The sequence below is a fragment of the Marinobacter bohaiensis genome, assembly GCF_003258515.1.
In the GTDB taxonomy this organism is placed as follows: domain Bacteria; phylum Pseudomonadota; class Gammaproteobacteria; order Pseudomonadales; family Oleiphilaceae; genus Marinobacter_A; species Marinobacter_A bohaiensis.
Window position 1 is genome coordinate 2,840,861 of the sequence record NZ_QGEH01000001.1, and the last position, 15,465, is coordinate 2,856,325.

The 15,465-nt window shown below is 61.7% G+C and carries 12 protein-coding genes and 2 rRNA genes; 9 read left to right on the plus strand and 5 right to left on the minus strand.

Annotation, left to right across the window (positions count from 1 at the left end; genetic code table 11):
- Positions 1-28: 28 nt before the first annotated feature.
- From DKK67_RS12725 to smrA, 3 genes are all read right to left on the minus strand, one after another.
- Entirely contained in the window at positions 29-1,000 is a 972-nt protein-coding gene (locus tag DKK67_RS12725; RefSeq protein ID WP_111496691.1) for an XdhC family protein, read from the minus strand.
- A gap of 200 nt (positions 1,001-1,200) precedes the next feature.
- Complete coding sequence (locus DKK67_RS12730) at positions 1,201-1,440, minus strand: hypothetical protein (protein ID WP_111496692.1); 240 nt, start codon at positions 1,438-1,440, stop codon at positions 1,201-1,203.
- Between the two features lie 97 nt (positions 1,441-1,537).
- Complete coding sequence (gene smrA / locus DKK67_RS12735; protein WP_111496693.1) at positions 1,538-2,119, minus strand: DNA endonuclease SmrA; 582 nt, start codon at positions 2,117-2,119, stop codon at positions 1,538-1,540.
- Positions 2,120-2,498: 379 nt separating this feature from the next.
- Between smrA and DKK67_RS12740 the strand changes: the two genes are divergently transcribed.
- From DKK67_RS12740 to DKK67_RS12780, 9 genes are all read left to right on the plus strand, one after another.
- Positions 2,499-4,409: a putative nucleotidyltransferase substrate binding domain-containing protein gene (locus DKK67_RS12740; protein WP_111496694.1), complete on the plus strand. Its 1,911-nt coding sequence runs from the start codon at positions 2,499-2,501 to the stop codon at positions 4,407-4,409.
- A 6-nt stretch (positions 4,410-4,415) separates the two neighbouring features.
- On the plus strand, positions 4,416-5,126 hold the full coding sequence (locus DKK67_RS12745) for a 3'-5' exonuclease (RefSeq protein WP_111496891.1): 711 nt from the start codon (positions 4,416-4,418) through the stop codon (positions 5,124-5,126).
- A gap of 222 nt (positions 5,127-5,348) precedes the next feature.
- A complete protein-coding gene (locus DKK67_RS12750; RefSeq protein ID WP_111496695.1) occupies positions 5,349-5,612 on the plus strand; it encodes a DUF4212 domain-containing protein in 264 nt (87 codons plus the stop codon).
- A 5-nt stretch (positions 5,613-5,617) separates the two neighbouring features.
- Positions 5,618-7,384, plus strand: a complete 1,767-nt coding sequence (locus DKK67_RS12755) for a sodium:solute symporter family protein (RefSeq protein WP_111496696.1) — start codon at positions 5,618-5,620, stop codon at positions 7,382-7,384.
- A gap of 89 nt (positions 7,385-7,473) precedes the next feature.
- Positions 7,474-7,977, plus strand: coding sequence for a hypothetical protein (locus DKK67_RS12760; protein WP_111496697.1), 504 nt, complete (start codon positions 7,474-7,476; stop codon positions 7,975-7,977).
- 57 nt (positions 7,978-8,034) lie between these two features.
- Positions 8,035-11,562, plus strand: a complete 3,528-nt coding sequence (locus DKK67_RS12765) for a hybrid sensor histidine kinase/response regulator (protein WP_111496698.1) — start codon at positions 8,035-8,037, stop codon at positions 11,560-11,562.
- 1 nt (position 11,563) lies between these two features.
- Complete coding sequence (locus tag DKK67_RS12770) at positions 11,564-13,198, plus strand: tetratricopeptide repeat-containing response regulator (protein ID WP_111496699.1); 1,635 nt, start codon at positions 11,564-11,566, stop codon at positions 13,196-13,198.
- On the plus strand, positions 13,195-13,911 hold the full coding sequence (locus DKK67_RS12775) for a sensor histidine kinase (protein WP_228160593.1): 717 nt from the start codon (positions 13,195-13,197) through the stop codon (positions 13,909-13,911). Before DKK67_RS12770 ends, DKK67_RS12775 begins: the two co-directional genes overlap by 4 nt.
- A 115-nt stretch (positions 13,912-14,026) precedes the next feature.
- A complete protein-coding gene (locus DKK67_RS12780; protein ID WP_111496700.1) occupies positions 14,027-14,770 on the plus strand; it encodes a response regulator in 744 nt (247 codons plus the stop codon).
- Between the two features lie 384 nt (positions 14,771-15,154).
- On the opposite strand, the gene rrf is transcribed toward DKK67_RS12780, so the two are convergent.
- A 5S ribosomal RNA gene (gene rrf, locus DKK67_RS12785) occupies positions 15,155-15,269 on the minus strand.
- Between the two features lie 77 nt (positions 15,270-15,346).
- Positions 15,347-15,465: ribosomal RNA gene (locus DKK67_RS12790) — 23S ribosomal RNA — on the minus strand; the annotation flags it as partial.

Below are 15,465 nucleotides of genomic sequence, written 5' to 3' on the forward strand. Positions count from 1 at the left end.
AACGGTTTCCGCCTGCATTTGGCGGCTATTATAGTGAGCTGTCGTCGGCCAGCAAACGGTGTCGGGCGTCCACCAGATCCGCAATGATCGAAACGGCGATTTCCGCCGGTGTCTTGCTGCGGATGGCGATGCCGATGGGGGCGTGCAACTGCTCGAGCCGGACATCATCCAGCCCCAGGGAGATCAGGCGCTCACGTCGGGCCCGGGAGGTCTCACGGGAACCCATGGCACCCACGTAGAAGCAGTCGGCCCGCAGGGCGGCGAGCAGGGCCAGGTCATCCACACGCGGATCATGGGCCAGTGCCAGTACGCCACTGAAACGATCGCTGTAGGACTGCATGATCAGATCATCCGGCAGGGCCGTCACGACCGGCGTATCATCGTCCTGCCAGCCCTTGAGGAAGGTTTCGCGGGGTTCGCAGAGCGTCACCGCAAACCCGCAGCGCCGCGCAAACACGGCGACATGGGACGCCACCTCGCCCGCCCCGACCAGCAGCAGCTGGCACTCCGGGCCGATGACGTGATGCACACCGGTGTCGTCTTCGTGGATGCCGGTGGCCCAGTCACCTCCGCTTTCGACGATGACCGCTCCGTCGTCAAGGGTCACACTGCGTCGAACCGCCTGGTTGCACTCCATGGCCGCCACCAGCCCGGCCAGCGGTTCCAGGTGCTCGATGCGACGCAGTGGCTCCACCAACAGACGGATACGTCCGCCACAGGGCAACCGGAAGCGCCCCTGATCGGCGTTGGAAATGCCGTAGTCAATCACCCGCGGTGCATCACCCGCCTCGAGCGACGCCGTCCGATGCAGCAGGTCCTCTTCCAGGCATCCTCCAGACACCGACCCGGCCCAGGCCCCCGATGCCGTGACAGCCAGCATCGAACCGGCGGGTCGGGGCGAAGAGCCCCAGGTTTCAAGGATGGTACAGAGCCAGACCCGCTCGCCGGCCTCCAGCCAGCGCACGACCGTCGAGAGGACGTCTTGCTGTGGGTGTGCCATGCGCATCTCCCTGTGGCAATTCGATGGCCAATCGGGGCAAAGGCGCGAGCCCCAGGGTAAAGACATTCCCGTAACCGGCCGTCATCGTCAAGTGGGAGGGTATGGGATTTTGAGAAAGCCCAAACAACAACGCCGGGCAAAGCCCGGCGTGTTTATGACAGCCCTTGTGCGCTGGCTGGAAGGAAGGTCGACAATCCGGGCTATTCGATGACCGGCTCGCCGTTGCTGTCATTCCAGATTTTGCGTTCGCCGGAATCCATCTTGCCGTTGCTATCCCAGAACTCGCGGTCTTCGGAATCATCGATCTTGCCGTTGTCATCCCAGACTTCCCGATTCTGGGTGGCTTCGTCCACCTTGCCGTTATCGTCCCAGATCACACGATCCTTACTGCAGCCGGCAAGCGCCACACCCAGCACGGCAACCCATATCAGCTTACGCATGAAAAAACTCCCGGTTGATTTCACACGAGCCTATTGCAACACAAATCCTGGCGCCACCCCATTACGTGTCGCTCATCATTGCAGTTCTCAGGAATTTCTATTTGAAGCCGTGGCGTTCGCGGTTGCGCTGCTTGTCCTTCTCGCCTTTACGCAACATGACGTAGACCGCACCGGTGCCGCCATGATGTCTCTGGGCCGAGTGAAAAGCCATGACCGCGTCCAGCTCCGGCAGCCATTTGGCGAGATAACTCTTGAGCTGGGCAATGCCGTCCGGGTTCCGCTCCCCCTTGCCGTGCAGGATCAAGGCGGTGCGTACGCCGTGGGTCACGCACTCGTTGATGAAACTGAACACTTCCAACCGCGCCTGGTCGACGGTCATGCGATGCAGGTCCAGGCGGGCATCGATCTGGTACTGGCCCAGGCGCAACTTGCGATAGACGCCATGCTGAATGCCTGGGCGCTGATACGCGAGCACGTCGTGACTCTTGAGCGGGTCAACGTTGTCACCGGTCAGTGGATTGCGGTCCTTGGGCGCCTCGTCAACGGCGGCCCGCTGACGTTCCAGGTGGCCGGGAGTCATGGAACGGGAGGCTTGCACGTCGGCGCGGTTGGGTCGCTTGATGCGGCGGACGTCGCTCATTTCCTCCAGGAAGCTGAGCCGTTCGTCTTTTGTGGTCATGGTTCAACCTGATGCTTGCTGTCTCTCACATCCGGACATACGGCAAAGACCCGGACGAAAAGACTGTACCACCAGCCAGGAAAGCAAGGAAGCGGAGGGAAATGGACGGAATGCAGGGCCCAGAACGAAAAAACCCCCGGAGGGGACCGGGGGGAGCATAATTCGGGAAGAAACTTCCCTTAAGCTTTCAGACACCACAGACAGTTATCCCGACGGAGATCAGTCACGAGATAACTGCGCACACCTTAACCATTCCAGGCGCTTTCTGCCGTTGTACATTAGTCTTAAACGGTGTCCGCTTCTCCATGGCGGATACCGCTTTCATCTACACTGTCAGCACAACGACAACGGAGCCCCAGGCCCACCCGGAAAACGACCCATGGTAGCCGAGACGCCAACCCAGCACCCCCAGAACACCCGCGCGATCATGGCGTTCCTGCGCGAGCACACGCCGTTTGCCAACATGGACGAAGCCCATCTGGCGCACTTCGCCGAACATGCCTCGCTGCGTTTCTTCGCCGACAACGATGTGGTCCTGTCTCCCGACGAAGGGCCGGTCCGGACGTTCAACGTGGTCAAGCAGGGGCTGATCCGCGGCGAACGCAATGGCAAGGACGGCGAGCCCGTCACAACCTTCGAGATCAGCCAGGGGGAATGCTTCCCTCTGGCGGCGCTTATCGGCGAGCGCCCCACCCGGACCCTGCACCGGGCCCACGGTGACACCTTCTGCCTGAGCCTGGACCACGATGCCTTCGTCACCCTGTTTTCGGAAAGCGATCCGTTCCGGGATTTCTGCCTGCGCGGGGTCAGCAGCCTGCTGGACCAGGTCAACCAGCGCATCCAGTCCGGCGCCATGGCGTCGATCAGCCCGACCCATTCGCTGGATACACCGCTGGAACGCTACGCCCTGCGTAACCCCATCGTCTGCTCGCCGGACAGCCCGGTGCGCAAGGCGGTTGCCCGCATGCACGAGAACGACGTGGGCAGCATCGTCGTGACCAACGACGCCCGCCAGCCCGTCGGCATCTTTACCCTGCGGGACCTGCGCACGATGGTGGCTGAGCAGACCGCCACCCTGGAAACCCCGATCCGCCAGGTGATGACGCCGGATCCGCACCGGTTGCTGGTCGTCGCCGACGCGTTCCAGGCCGCCATGCTGATGGCCGAACACCACTTTGCCCACCTGTGCCTGGTGGACGAGGAAGATACCCTGGTCGGCGTCGTGTCCCAGCGAGACCTGTTCTCCCTGCAGCGGGTGGATCTGGTCCACCTGGCCCGTACCATCGCCACCGCCACTCACCTGCGCACGCTGGTGAGCCTCCGCGCCCAGGTGTCCCGCCTGGTGGACACCATGCTCGCCCACGGGGCCGATTCCGGGCAGATCGTCAAGATCATCACCACCCTCAACGACGTGACCGTACGACGGGTGCTGGAACTGAACATAGAGCGCAACGACCCCGGCATACCTTTTACCTGGCTGACGTTCGGCAGCGAGGGACGCCAGGAGCAGACGCTGCTGACCGACCAGGACAACGGGATCCTGTTCGACCCACCCGACGGCATGACCGGAGACGAGGTACGCGAACGGCTCCTGCCCTTTGCCGAGACGGTCAACCAGGAGCTGGCCGAATGCGGCTTTACCCTGTGCAAGGGCAACATCATGGCCAGCAATCCGAAGCTGTGCCTGAGCAGCCGCGAATGGGACGACTGGTTTGTCCGCTTCATTGACGCGTCGACACCGCAGAACCTGGTGTACTCCTCGATCTTTCTCGACATGCGCGCGGTGTTCGGCCCTCGCGAGCCGCTGGAGCAGTTGCAGGAACGGATCGTCAAGCGCATCACCAAGAACGACCTGTTCCAGAAAATGCTGGCCGGCAATGCAGTCACCCGCCGCCCGCCGCTGACCATTTTTCGCGGCTTCCGCTACGCCAGCGACGGCGAAAAGAACACCCTGGACCTGAAGCGCCAGGGGCTGGCGCCATTCGTGGAATCGGTGCGGGTCTTCGCGCTGGCCAACGGCATCACCGAGGCCAACACGGTGGAGCGCATGGAGCTACTCGCCCGTCAGGGTGTGTTCGACCGCAAGGACGCCAACGCCTGGAAGGAAGCCTACGGACTGATCCAGGCCATCCGCATGCGGGCCCATCAGGAGCAGGCGCGCCAGGGCCTGGCGCTCAACAACTACATCAACCCCGACGACCTGAACCCGTTGGACCGGCGCATTCTGCGCGAATCCTTCCGCCAGGCCCAACGGCTCCAGCAAAAGCTGGAAGTCACCTATCAGCTGTAGATGCCCATGTTCGATCGCCTGAAACACTGGTTCAGCCAAGTTGCGCTAAAGAAGGACGCCGGGAAGCTGGACCCCGCGCACCTGCCGACGGCCAAGCGTGCCGGTGACACGCCGTTCGAGGAGCAGCGACTGATCGTACTGGACCTGGAAACCACGGGACTCAACACGGGAAAGGACCAGGTCATTGCCATCGGCGCGGTGGCCATCGACAGACTCAGCATTCCCCTGCGTGATCAGTTCGATCTCGTCCTGCGGCGCCCGGAACTCGATATACGGGAAACGGTGCTGATCCACGGCATCGGCCCGGAGGCGCTGACCCGCGGCCACGAGACCGAGGAAGCCCTGCTGCGCCTGCTGCTGTGGATGGACGGCGATCCCGTGCTCGCCTTCCACGCCGACTTCGACCGGCGCTTCCTGGAGCGGACCCTGAAAACCCAGCTCGGCTACGGCGCCAGTCACACCTGGCTCGACGTGGCGGAAATCCTGCCCGCTCTCTTTCCCGGCGCCCTGCCCGACAAGGCGCGGCTCGACGACTGGGTCGACCATTTCGCGCTGGAGGTCAGCGAACGCCACCACGCCGCCGCCGATGCCATGGCCACCGCGGAACTGGCTCTCATTGCCCTGCACTACGCCCGTCGCCAGGGCATCGAATCGCTCGGGCAACTGGAACATAAGCTGCGTGTCGGACGTCGGCTGAAGTCCATGAAATCCCATTGAATTTTGCTATCCGGCGCACGTCGGGCCGAGCAAAACCCACCGTTGAAAAGAGTTTTAAGAACTAATGATTGCGTTCTTAGACTTTTTGCCAATATCTATCAGCCCGGGCAGGGGTAGAGTCTGATATTGGGAAAAATGGAAGAAAATTAATTATAACGTTCCATTCCAAAAAAAGGCCTACCAATTCAACTTGTTCAATAAAAACAACATTGGAGAGCTGCAATGTCGCACAACCCCGAAAACGCAGTGAAATACTGGAAGGCAAACCTCCGGCTCATTGTCGGATGCCTGGTCGTCTGGGCCTTCGTGTCCTACGGCTGCGGAATGCTCTTCCGCCCCCTCCTGGCCGGCATCAGTGTCGGCGGTACTGACCTCGGATTCTGGTTCGCCCAGCAAGGCTCGATCATCACGTTCATTGTCCTGATCTTTTTCTATGCCTGGAGAATGAACGCGCTCGACCGAAAATTCGGCCTGCATGAGGAGTAAGACCGATGAGCCAGTTTGCGATTAACCTATTGTTCGTCGGGGGCTCCTTTGCCCTCTACATTGCCATCGCCATCTGGGCGAAAGCCGGCAGCACCAAGGACTTCTACGTGGCCGGTGGCGGTGTCCATCCGATCACCAACGGTGCGGCGATCGGCGCCGACTGGATGTCCGCGGCATCCTTCATTTCCATGGCGGGCCTGATTGCCGCCGGTGGTTACGCCAACTCCACGTTCCTCATGGGCTGGACCGGCGGTTACGTGTTGCTGGCCATGCTGCTGGCGCCCTACCTGCGCAAGTTCGGCAAGTTCACGGTGCCCGAGTTCATCGGTGACCGCTTCTACAGCAAGAACGCCCGCATGGTGGCGGTGGTCTGCCTGATCGTGGCGTCGGTCACCTACGTTATCGGCCAGATGGCCGGTGCCGGTGTGGCCTTCTCCCGCTTCCTGGAAGTAGACGCCACCATGGGTCTGATCATTGCCGCGGTGGTTGTCTTCGTCTACGCCGTATTGGGCGGTATGAAAGGCATCACCTACACTCAGGTCGCGCAGTACTGCGTGCTGATCATCGCCTACACCATTCCTGCGATCTTCATCTCGCTGGAACTGACCGGCAATCCGATCCCGGCCCTGGGCCTGTTCTCCGATCACAGCGCCTCCGGCATGCCGATCCTGGAGAAACTCAACCAGGTCATCACCGACCTGGGCTTCAATGAGTACACGGCGGATGTGGACAACAAGCTCAACATGGTGCTGTTCACCCTGTCGCTGATGATCGGTACCGCCGGCCTGCCACACGTCATCATCCGCTTCTTCACGGTACCGAAGGTGGCTGATGCGCGCTGGTCCGCAGGCTGGGCCCTGGTGTTTATCGCCCTGCTCTACCTGACCGCACCGGCCGTTGCTTCCATGGCGCGCCTGAACCTGATGAACACCATCTATCCGGAAGGCCCGTCTTCCGAGCCCATCCAGTACGACGATCGTCCCAACTGGGTGAAGGAGTGGGAAGTCACCGGGCTGATCCAGTACACGGACAAGAACAACGACGGCCGTATCCAACTCTACAATGACGTGCCGGCTTTCCAGAGCGAGGCCCAGGCCCGCGGATGGCAGGGTAACGAGCTGGAGGTCAACCGGGACATCCTGGTGCTGGCCAACCCGGAGATCGCCAACCTGCCCGGCTGGGTCATCGGCCTGATTGCCGCGGGTGGTCTAGCAGCCGCCCTGTCGACGGCGGCGGGGCTGCTGCTGGCGATCTCCTCGGCGGTCAGTCACGACCTCATCAAGGGTGCGTTTAACCCGAACATTTCGGAGAAAGGCGAGCTGCTGGCCGCGCGGATATCCATGTCCGTGGCCATCGTCGTGGCCACGTACCTGGGGGCCAATCCGCCCGGGTTTGCAGCCCAGGTGGTGGCGCTGGCCTTCGGTATTGCCGCGGCGTCGCTGTTCCCCGCCCTGATGATGGGGATCTTCTCCAAGCGGGTGAACAACAAGGGCGCCATCGCCGGCATGCTGACCGGTCTGGCCTTCACCCTGGTCTACATCTTCGTCTACAAGGGCTGGCTGTTCATCCCGGGCACCAACAACCTGGCGGATACGCCGGAGAATTGGGTCCTGGGCATTTCGCCGCTGTCCATCGGTGCGGTGGGTGCCGTCATCAACTTTGTGGTGGCGTTCTCCGTATCCTCGGCAACCGAGGAGCCGCCGGTCGAGATCCAGGAACTGGTCGAAAGCGTGCGTTACCCCCGCGGTGCCGGCGACGCAGTCGACCATTAAGACGAAATGTAGTTCAATGCAGCGTGCTGCATGACGCTAACGAACGGGCTTCCCTTGCGGGGGAAGCCCGTTTTATTTAAGGAATACCGATGTTCTGGAATTTTGTCGCAACCATCTTTGCAGGCCTGGGAGCCGCCGGCCTGGCCTACGGTATCCGCGCGGCCACCCGCAATCGCGCACCGCGCTGGCTGGTGCCGGTGTTCGCCGGAGCGGGCATGCTGGGGTTCCTGGCTCACGGCGAGTACACCTGGTTCGATCACAAAAGCGCGCAACTGCCGGACAGCGCTGTGGTGGTCAACAAACAGTCGGAAAGTGCGATCTGGCGCCCCTGGAGCCTGGTGGTGCCACAAGTGGTCCGGTTTACCGTTCTCGATACAAACAGTATCGTTCGCACGGATCAGAACCCCGACGTGGTGACCTTTTACCTGTACCAGTTCGAAAAGTCCTATACTGATGCGGTAACCGAGCAGGTGTATCTGCTCAACTGCGCGTCGCAGGAGCTGGTTCCGGTCAATGACGAAGGCAAGGCGGAAACCCAGTCCCTGATGGAGCTGAGCGACGACGACCGCCTTCTCGGGGCGGCCTGCAGCTGACGCCGAAGCTCCGATCACGATCCATTTTTCCCCCGAATTCCACAGCGAAGTCCGTCTATGCTGAGTGGCTGGTTACTCGTCCTCATTTCATTCTGCTATATCTCCCTGCTGTTCTTTATTGCCTGGGCGGGAGACCGCCATTCCGGACTCTATCGGCGCCGGTTTGCGCGCACCCACATCTATGCCCTGTCACTGGCGGTCTACTTCACCTCATGGACCTTCTACGGCGCCGTTGGCCGGGCCAGCCAGGAAGGTCTGGCCTTCCTGCCGATCTACCTCGGCCCGCTGCTGATCTTCCTGTTCGGTTCCACCCTGCTGCGACGCATCATCTACATCAGTAAACGCAGCAACAGCACATCGATCGCCGACTTTATCGCCTCACGCTACGGCAAGTCCCAATCCTTGGCGGCGCTGATCTCAGTCTTCGCACTGGTGGGCAGCGTGCCCTACATTGCGCTGCAGCTAAAAGCCATCGCCATGGGCTTCAACGTGCTGTCGGAGCCGGATGGACTGTATCGACCATCGCTGACTGAAGGCATCTGGAACGACTCGGCCTGGTACATCACGCTGGCGCTGGCCGCGTTCACCGTGCTTTTCGGCACGCGGCACCTGGAGTCCACGGAGCACCACCGGGGCATGATCCAGGCGGTGGCGTTCGAGTCGGTGATCAAACTGGTGGCGTTCGTAGCGGTAGGCCTGTTTGTCGGCTACGGCCTTTATGACGGCTTCGGCGACCTGTTCGGACGTATCCGGGACGCCGACCTCGTGGGACAGCTCACCACGGACGGCATCCAGCCCATTGCCTTCGCGACCCAGACTCTCGTGGCCATGCTGGCCATCATCTGCCTGCCACGACAGTTCCACGTCATGGTGGTGGAGAATACCGATCATCGTGATCTGGATACCGCACGCTGGGCCATGCCGGCCTACCTGGTCATCGCCAGCGCGTTCGTGGTGCCCATCGCGGCGGCCGGGCTGCTCTCGCCCACCGCCTCCAGCACCAACCCGGACGTGATGATCCTGAGCCTGCCCATACTGGCCGGAGAGCAGTGGCTGGCGGTACTCGCGTTCCTGGGGGGCGGCTCCGCGGCCGCGGCGATGGTGATCGTCTGCGCCGTGGCCATTGCCACCATGGTCAGCAACGAGATCATCATGCCCGCCCTGCTCAAGTTCTTTCACCCGCGAATGAGCCGCCGGGGCGATCTGAGTTATCTGCTGCTGGCCATCCGGCGGGTGGCCATCTTCGTGGTCCTGCTGACCGCCTATGGCTTCTACCGCCTGGCGGGCGCCGACTACAGCCTGACCGCATTCGGACTGCTGTCCTTCGCCGCCGCCGCCCAGTTTGGCCCGGCGCTGGTGGGCGGCATCCTGTGGCGGCGTGGCAACCATACCGGTGCGGTATGGGGCCTTGCGGTGGGTTTCCTGCTGTGGACCTACACCCTGCTGATCCCCACGCTGGCCTCCACCGGCTGGCTGGGCGACTCACTGATCGACAGTGGTTTCATGGGCATGGGCTGGACGCGGCCCACGGCGCTGTTCGGACTGGAACTGGACCAGATCAGCCATGGCATTATCTGGAGTCTCGGCTGCAACACCCTGCTCTATGTCGTGCTGTCGCTGTTCACCCGCCAACGGGTTCGTGAAAAGATCCAGATTGCGTCCTTCTTCCATGATCCCGAGCCCAAGGCCGACAGCCCGCAGCAACAGGTCTGGGAAGGCGAGATCCTGACCTCCGACCTCCAGGCCGTCGCCGATCGCTTCATGGGCGAAGAACGGGCCTTTACCCTGTTCCGCAATTATGAGCGACGCAACGCCACCCGCCTGTCGCCCCAGCGCCCGGCCAGCACCCATCTGATGAAGTACGTGGAGCGCCAGCTTGCATCGGTGATCGGGGCGTCCACGGCACGGGTGGTGCTGGAATCCACGCTGACCGGGCGCGACATGCAGATCGAAGACGTGGTCAGCATTGTCGACGAAGCCTCCCAAGCGATGACCTTCAGCCGCGAACTGCTGCAATCGGCCATCGAGAACATCAGCCTGGGTGTGGCCGTGGTCAATCATCAGCAGCAACTGGTGGTCTGGAACCAGCGCTACCTGGAGATGTTCAACTATCCGCGCGGCTTCGTTCGCGCCGGACGTCCGTTCGCCGACCTGATCCGCTACAACATGGTCACCAACCTGCCTGCCCGCAAGGTCGATGAGCTGGTGGAATACCGTCTGCACTGCATGCGCGAAGGACTGGCGTTTGGCGACGAGCAGCACCGGCCCGACGGCACGATCCTGCAGATCGAAGGCAGCCCGATTCCCGGCGGCGGCTACGTCACGACGTTTCAGGACATCACGCCCATGCGGCGAACCGAACAGGCCCTGAAAGAGACCAACATCTACCTTGAGCAACGGGTCAAGGAGCGCACCCAGGAACTGCAGGTGCTGAACGAGCAGTTGCTCAACGCCAAGTCAGTCGCCGAGCAGGCCAACGTCAGCAAGACTCGCTTCCTCGCGTCGGCCAGCCATGATCTGCTGCAACCGCTGAATGCCGCCCGGCTTTTCACCTCCGCCCTGGCTGGCAAGGCGTCGGGCACCGAGCTGAAAGATCTGGTCGACCACATCGACAGCTCGCTGGAGGCGGCTGAGGAGATCATCAGCACCCTGCTCGACATCTCCAAGCTGGACGCCGGCGCCCTGGAACCGAAACGGTCGAGCTTCGCGCTCAGCGATATGCTGCGGCACCTGTCAGCGGAATTCTCGGCCATTGCCCAGGAGCAGTCGCTGGCGCTGGAGATGGTGCCCTGCTCCGCCTGGGTGTATTCCGACCCCCAACTGCTGCGGCGAGTGGTGCAGAACTTCCTGTCCAACGCCATTCGCTACACGCCTCAGGGCCGCATCCTGCTCGGGTGCCGCCGACTCAAGGATCATGTGCGCATCGAAGTCTGGGATACCGGTCCGGGCATTCCCGCGGACAAACTCAAGCAGATTTTCGAGGAGTTCCGCCGACTGCAGCAGGCCAGCGACCAGAAAGGTCTGGGCCTGGGCCTGGCGATCGTCGACCGCATCAGTACCATGCTGGAGCACCCTGTCAACGTGCGCTCAAAGCAGGGCCGCGGCAGCATGTTCAGTATCACCGTACCGCGCGTCGATGCGCCGGTCGAAGAGACGCAGCCCAAACCGGGCGCCCGGTCCTCGAGCCGTGGACTGTCCAACCTCAAGGATCTGCAGGTCCTGTGCATCGACAATGATGAGAATATACTGGACGGCATGATCGCCCTGCTCAACAACTGGGGCTGCCGCGTCACGCCGGCACGCAGCCTCGAGGAAGCCCGGGAGGCCCTCAACGGCCACGAACCGGATATCATCCTGGCGGATTACCAACTCGACGACGACAGAAACGGCCTGGATGCCATGAACAGCCTGCGCGATGAGATCAACGATGAGATTCCCGGAATCCTGATCACCGGTTACATGGCCGAGGAGGTACGCAATCGGGCTCTTGAGCTCGGCTACCAGGTGCTCTACAAACCGGTAAAACCGGCCGCTCTGCGCGCCATGGTCAACAAACAGCTGAAGAAAGCCGTCCAGGGACAATGACATGGTTGCCCGCTCCGATTCGAACACAGCCAGTGTCATCGACTACTCGCGGCTACGCGTTCTGGTGGTCGACGACTTCGAGAACTTCCGGCTATCCATGCGGCAGATGCTCCGCAGCATGGGCGTGGGCCATATCGATGCCTGCTCCGACGGCCCGGCTGCGGTTCAGGCCTGCACCTACGAGGCGTTCGACGTCGTCCTGTGCGACTACAATCTGGGGGCTGGCAAGAACGGCCAGCACGTGCTCGAGGAGTTGCGCCACCGCAAGCTGCTGCGGCGCACGTCGCTGTTCATCATGGTGACCGCCGAAACCTCCCGGGAAATGGTCATGGGTGCTCGTGAATACCAGCCCGATGGCTACCTCACCAAGCCCATCAACCAGGCGGCATTGAACCAGCGTCTGGGCGCCTTGCTGCAGCAGCGCGCGGCCCTGAAACCCATCAACCGGGAAATCGACCTTGAGAACTATCCCAAGGCCATTTCACTGTGTACGCGGTTGCTGCCGGAACAGCCGCGCTACCGCACCTGGATCCTGAAAACCCTGTCCGACCTGTATTACCAGGTCGGCGACTACAGCCATGCGCGACGGATTTATGAGGACGTGCTGCAATCCCGGGACATCGCCTGGGCCCAGTTGGGGCTGGGCCGAATCCTGATCGCCGAGCAGCGCTATCCCGAAGCCATCGACACGCTGCAGTCCCTGCTGGAAAAGCAGCCCGATCTTATTGAGGCCTACGACCAGCTAGCCCAGGCGCTGAAACTGGGCGGTAAACCGGGCGCCGCCCAGAAGGTTCTTGCGCGAGCAGCGGAGCTTTCACCCAACGCCATCCTGCGTCAGAAGCAACTGGCCAGACTGGCGGCCCAGAACCAGGACCCTGAAAACGCGAGCAGTGCCTGGCGCCGCACCGTCGAACTGGGCGCTCACAGCATTCATGATCATCCGGACCATTACCTGGGGCTCGCTCGATCACTCAGTGATCTGGCCGAAGACGACGATAGTGATTCGGGCCGGAGCCATGCCACTGAAGCGATCAAGACCCTCAAGCTCATCACCAAACGCTTTCCCGACGCCGAGGACGCCCAGGCAACCGGTCGCTGGCTTGAGGCCCGGGTACACTGGGGACAGAATCGCCAGGCAGAGGCAGATGCCATCATCTCCGAAGTCGTCGGCACCGAAGTCTCGGGCAGCGTTGATTGCGAACTGGAGCTGGCACGCACCCTGTTTACGCTGGATCGCAAGCAGGAGGCCAAGACTCGACTGTATGCCCTCTCCAGACGTTACGAGGGGGATGCGCAGGTCCAGGCTGAGATCGATGCGCTGCTCGACGAGCCCGTCAGTTTCCGCAAACGCCTGAAAGCCCGCAGGCTGACCCGGCAAGGCATTCGAGCGTTCGAGTCAGGGCAGCTCCGGAAAGCCGCAGAAGCCTTCCGCGAGGCCCTGGAGCTGGTTCCCGATCACATCGCACTGAACCTTAATCTGATTCAGGTTCACCTGAAGGCAATGGACTCGACGCCGGACGCCGCCCGGGTGACCGAATGCCGTCGCTGTCTGGAGAGGGTGGCCGACCTGCCGGAGAACCATCCCCAGCAACGCCGTTTTCAGGCTCTCAAAAGCAAGGTGGAGTCCCTGCCATGACACAGAGCGTAAAGCCCGAAGTCCCACCTCGGGCCGGGAACGAGCACCCCGTCGAGTTTTCCATGATTATGGCTTCCGCCGTACATGACATGAAAAACTCGCTGGGAATGCTGCTGCATTCCCTCGACGAGCTGCGCCGCGAACTCCCGGACCAGACCGCTGAATCCCGCATGAACACTCTGCGTTATGAAGCCGAGCGGGTACATGGCGACCTGGTGCAACTGCTAGGTCTCTACCGACTGGATCAGGACTCGCTCTCCGCCCGGCTGGAGGAGCATTATCTGCCCGACTTTATCGAAGCCCAGATGGCTCGCCATAAACCACTGCTCGACGGGCACTGTATTACGCCAGACATCGCCGTCGGCCCCCTCAGCGGCTATTTCGATGCGGACCTGCTGGCTGGCGTGATCAACGACACGGTCAACAACGCCATACGCTATACCCGCAAGCGCATCCGCATCAGCGCGTTCCAGCGGGAAAACATGCTGGTCATCCAGGTGGCCGACGACGGTGCCGGCTATCCCGATGCCATGCTCGACACCACTCGCCAGATCCCCACCAGCATTGATTTCCAGCAGGGCCATACCCGCCTGGGGCTTTTTTTCGCCAGAGAGATCGCGCGCCTTCACCGCAACGGGGATCGCTACGGCTATATTCAACTGAGCAACGGAGGTCCCCTGGGCGGAGGCGTTTTCGAGATCCTGCTGCCCTGAGTTGGCGCCTGCTTGCGTCCTACCGGAAGAGCGGATAACGTTTTTAAAACTCCAGTTCTCGGGTCCATCAGGGGCCCAGCCGTGGTCGGAGCGAATAGACTCGAAGGAGATCTCTATGTCTCGCGGCCAAGCGCTGATTATCGACGATTCCTCCACGGCCCGAATCATCCTCGCCCGACTGCTTGAGAAGGCCGACCTGGATACCCAGGGAGCCGCCTCTGCCGAGGAAGGTTTCCGGATACTTCAGGATGACGTCTTCGATCTGATATTCCTGGACCATTTGTTGCCGGGGCTGAATGGGTTCGAAGCACTCGCCCGTCTCAAGGCCGACCCGGAGACGGCCGACATTCCAGTCTTTATGTACACCTCCCAGAATGCCGAAAAGTACGTCGAAGAGGCCAAGGCACGCGGCGCGGCCGGTGTTATCAGCAAGCAGGTGGATCGCAAGGCCCTGATGGGAATGATCGACTCCATACTTGCCGGCCAGGAAGCCGAAGCACCGTTGCTGCACGAAGCCATCGAGCATGCCAGAGACACCGCAGACCCGGTGTCCGGACGACGCCTCACCGGCCGTCTTGCCACGCTTGAGATTGCCTACGAGGAACTCCACGAGGAGCTGCGACAGCTGCGCACCGGCCAGGCCACTCACCGCGTCCAGAAAGACGAAGCCAACGATCGACGCTTTCGACGCCTGAGATTGTTATGGCTATTCAGCGCCATCGCCTTTGCCGTGATCCTGCTGTTCTACGCCCTGCAGATGGCCGAGCTGCAACAGGTGGTGGCCAATATGAACGAGCAGTTTGTGTTGATTCAGGAGATTGTGACGGATTTGGCGGGGTTGAGGGGGGAGAGCGAATAGGTGGTAGCGGTTGGGGATCGGGTAGCGTCTTACACTGCGGGCGATTCCCTGCCCCACCGGGAGGTTGGGCTCGCGCGTCGGTGCCTGTTTGGTATTCGGGGCCTTTGCGCCCTATCCGGTGTGGCGATGACCTACTGTGCTCACGCCTGTCGGCGTTCGGCCCTTCGGGCCCGTGGTTATCGAGGGAGCGAGAGGTCCGGGGCCGGCAGCGCGGAGCGCTGCGGACGATGACCCGGCCCCCACCGAGACGGTGGGGGCGCGCTTCGCTGGCCGAGCGGTGCTCGTCCTGCCTGACAGCACCGCTGTGCGCACCCCGTAGGTCCCTTTTGTGAGGCCAATAAAAAAAACCCCAGCACGTTGCCGTGCTGGGGTTTTGTATTAGGAGCCTGACGATGACCTACTCTCGCATGGGCCATGCCACACTACCATCGGCGCAGGTCCGTTTCACTTCTGAGTTCGGGATGGGATCAGGTGGTTCCGGACCGCTATGGTCGTCAGGCAAAAAGGTTGATCACTGGGAAGGGACAAGATTGCGTAGCGATTTCCTGCGTTATCCGCAGTTGGCTTGGGTGTTATATAGTCAAGCCACACGAGCAATTAGTATCGGTTAGCTCAACGCCTCGCAGCGCTTCCACACCCGACCTATCAACGTCCTGGTCTTGAACGGCTCTTCAGGGCCCTCGAGGGGCCAGGGA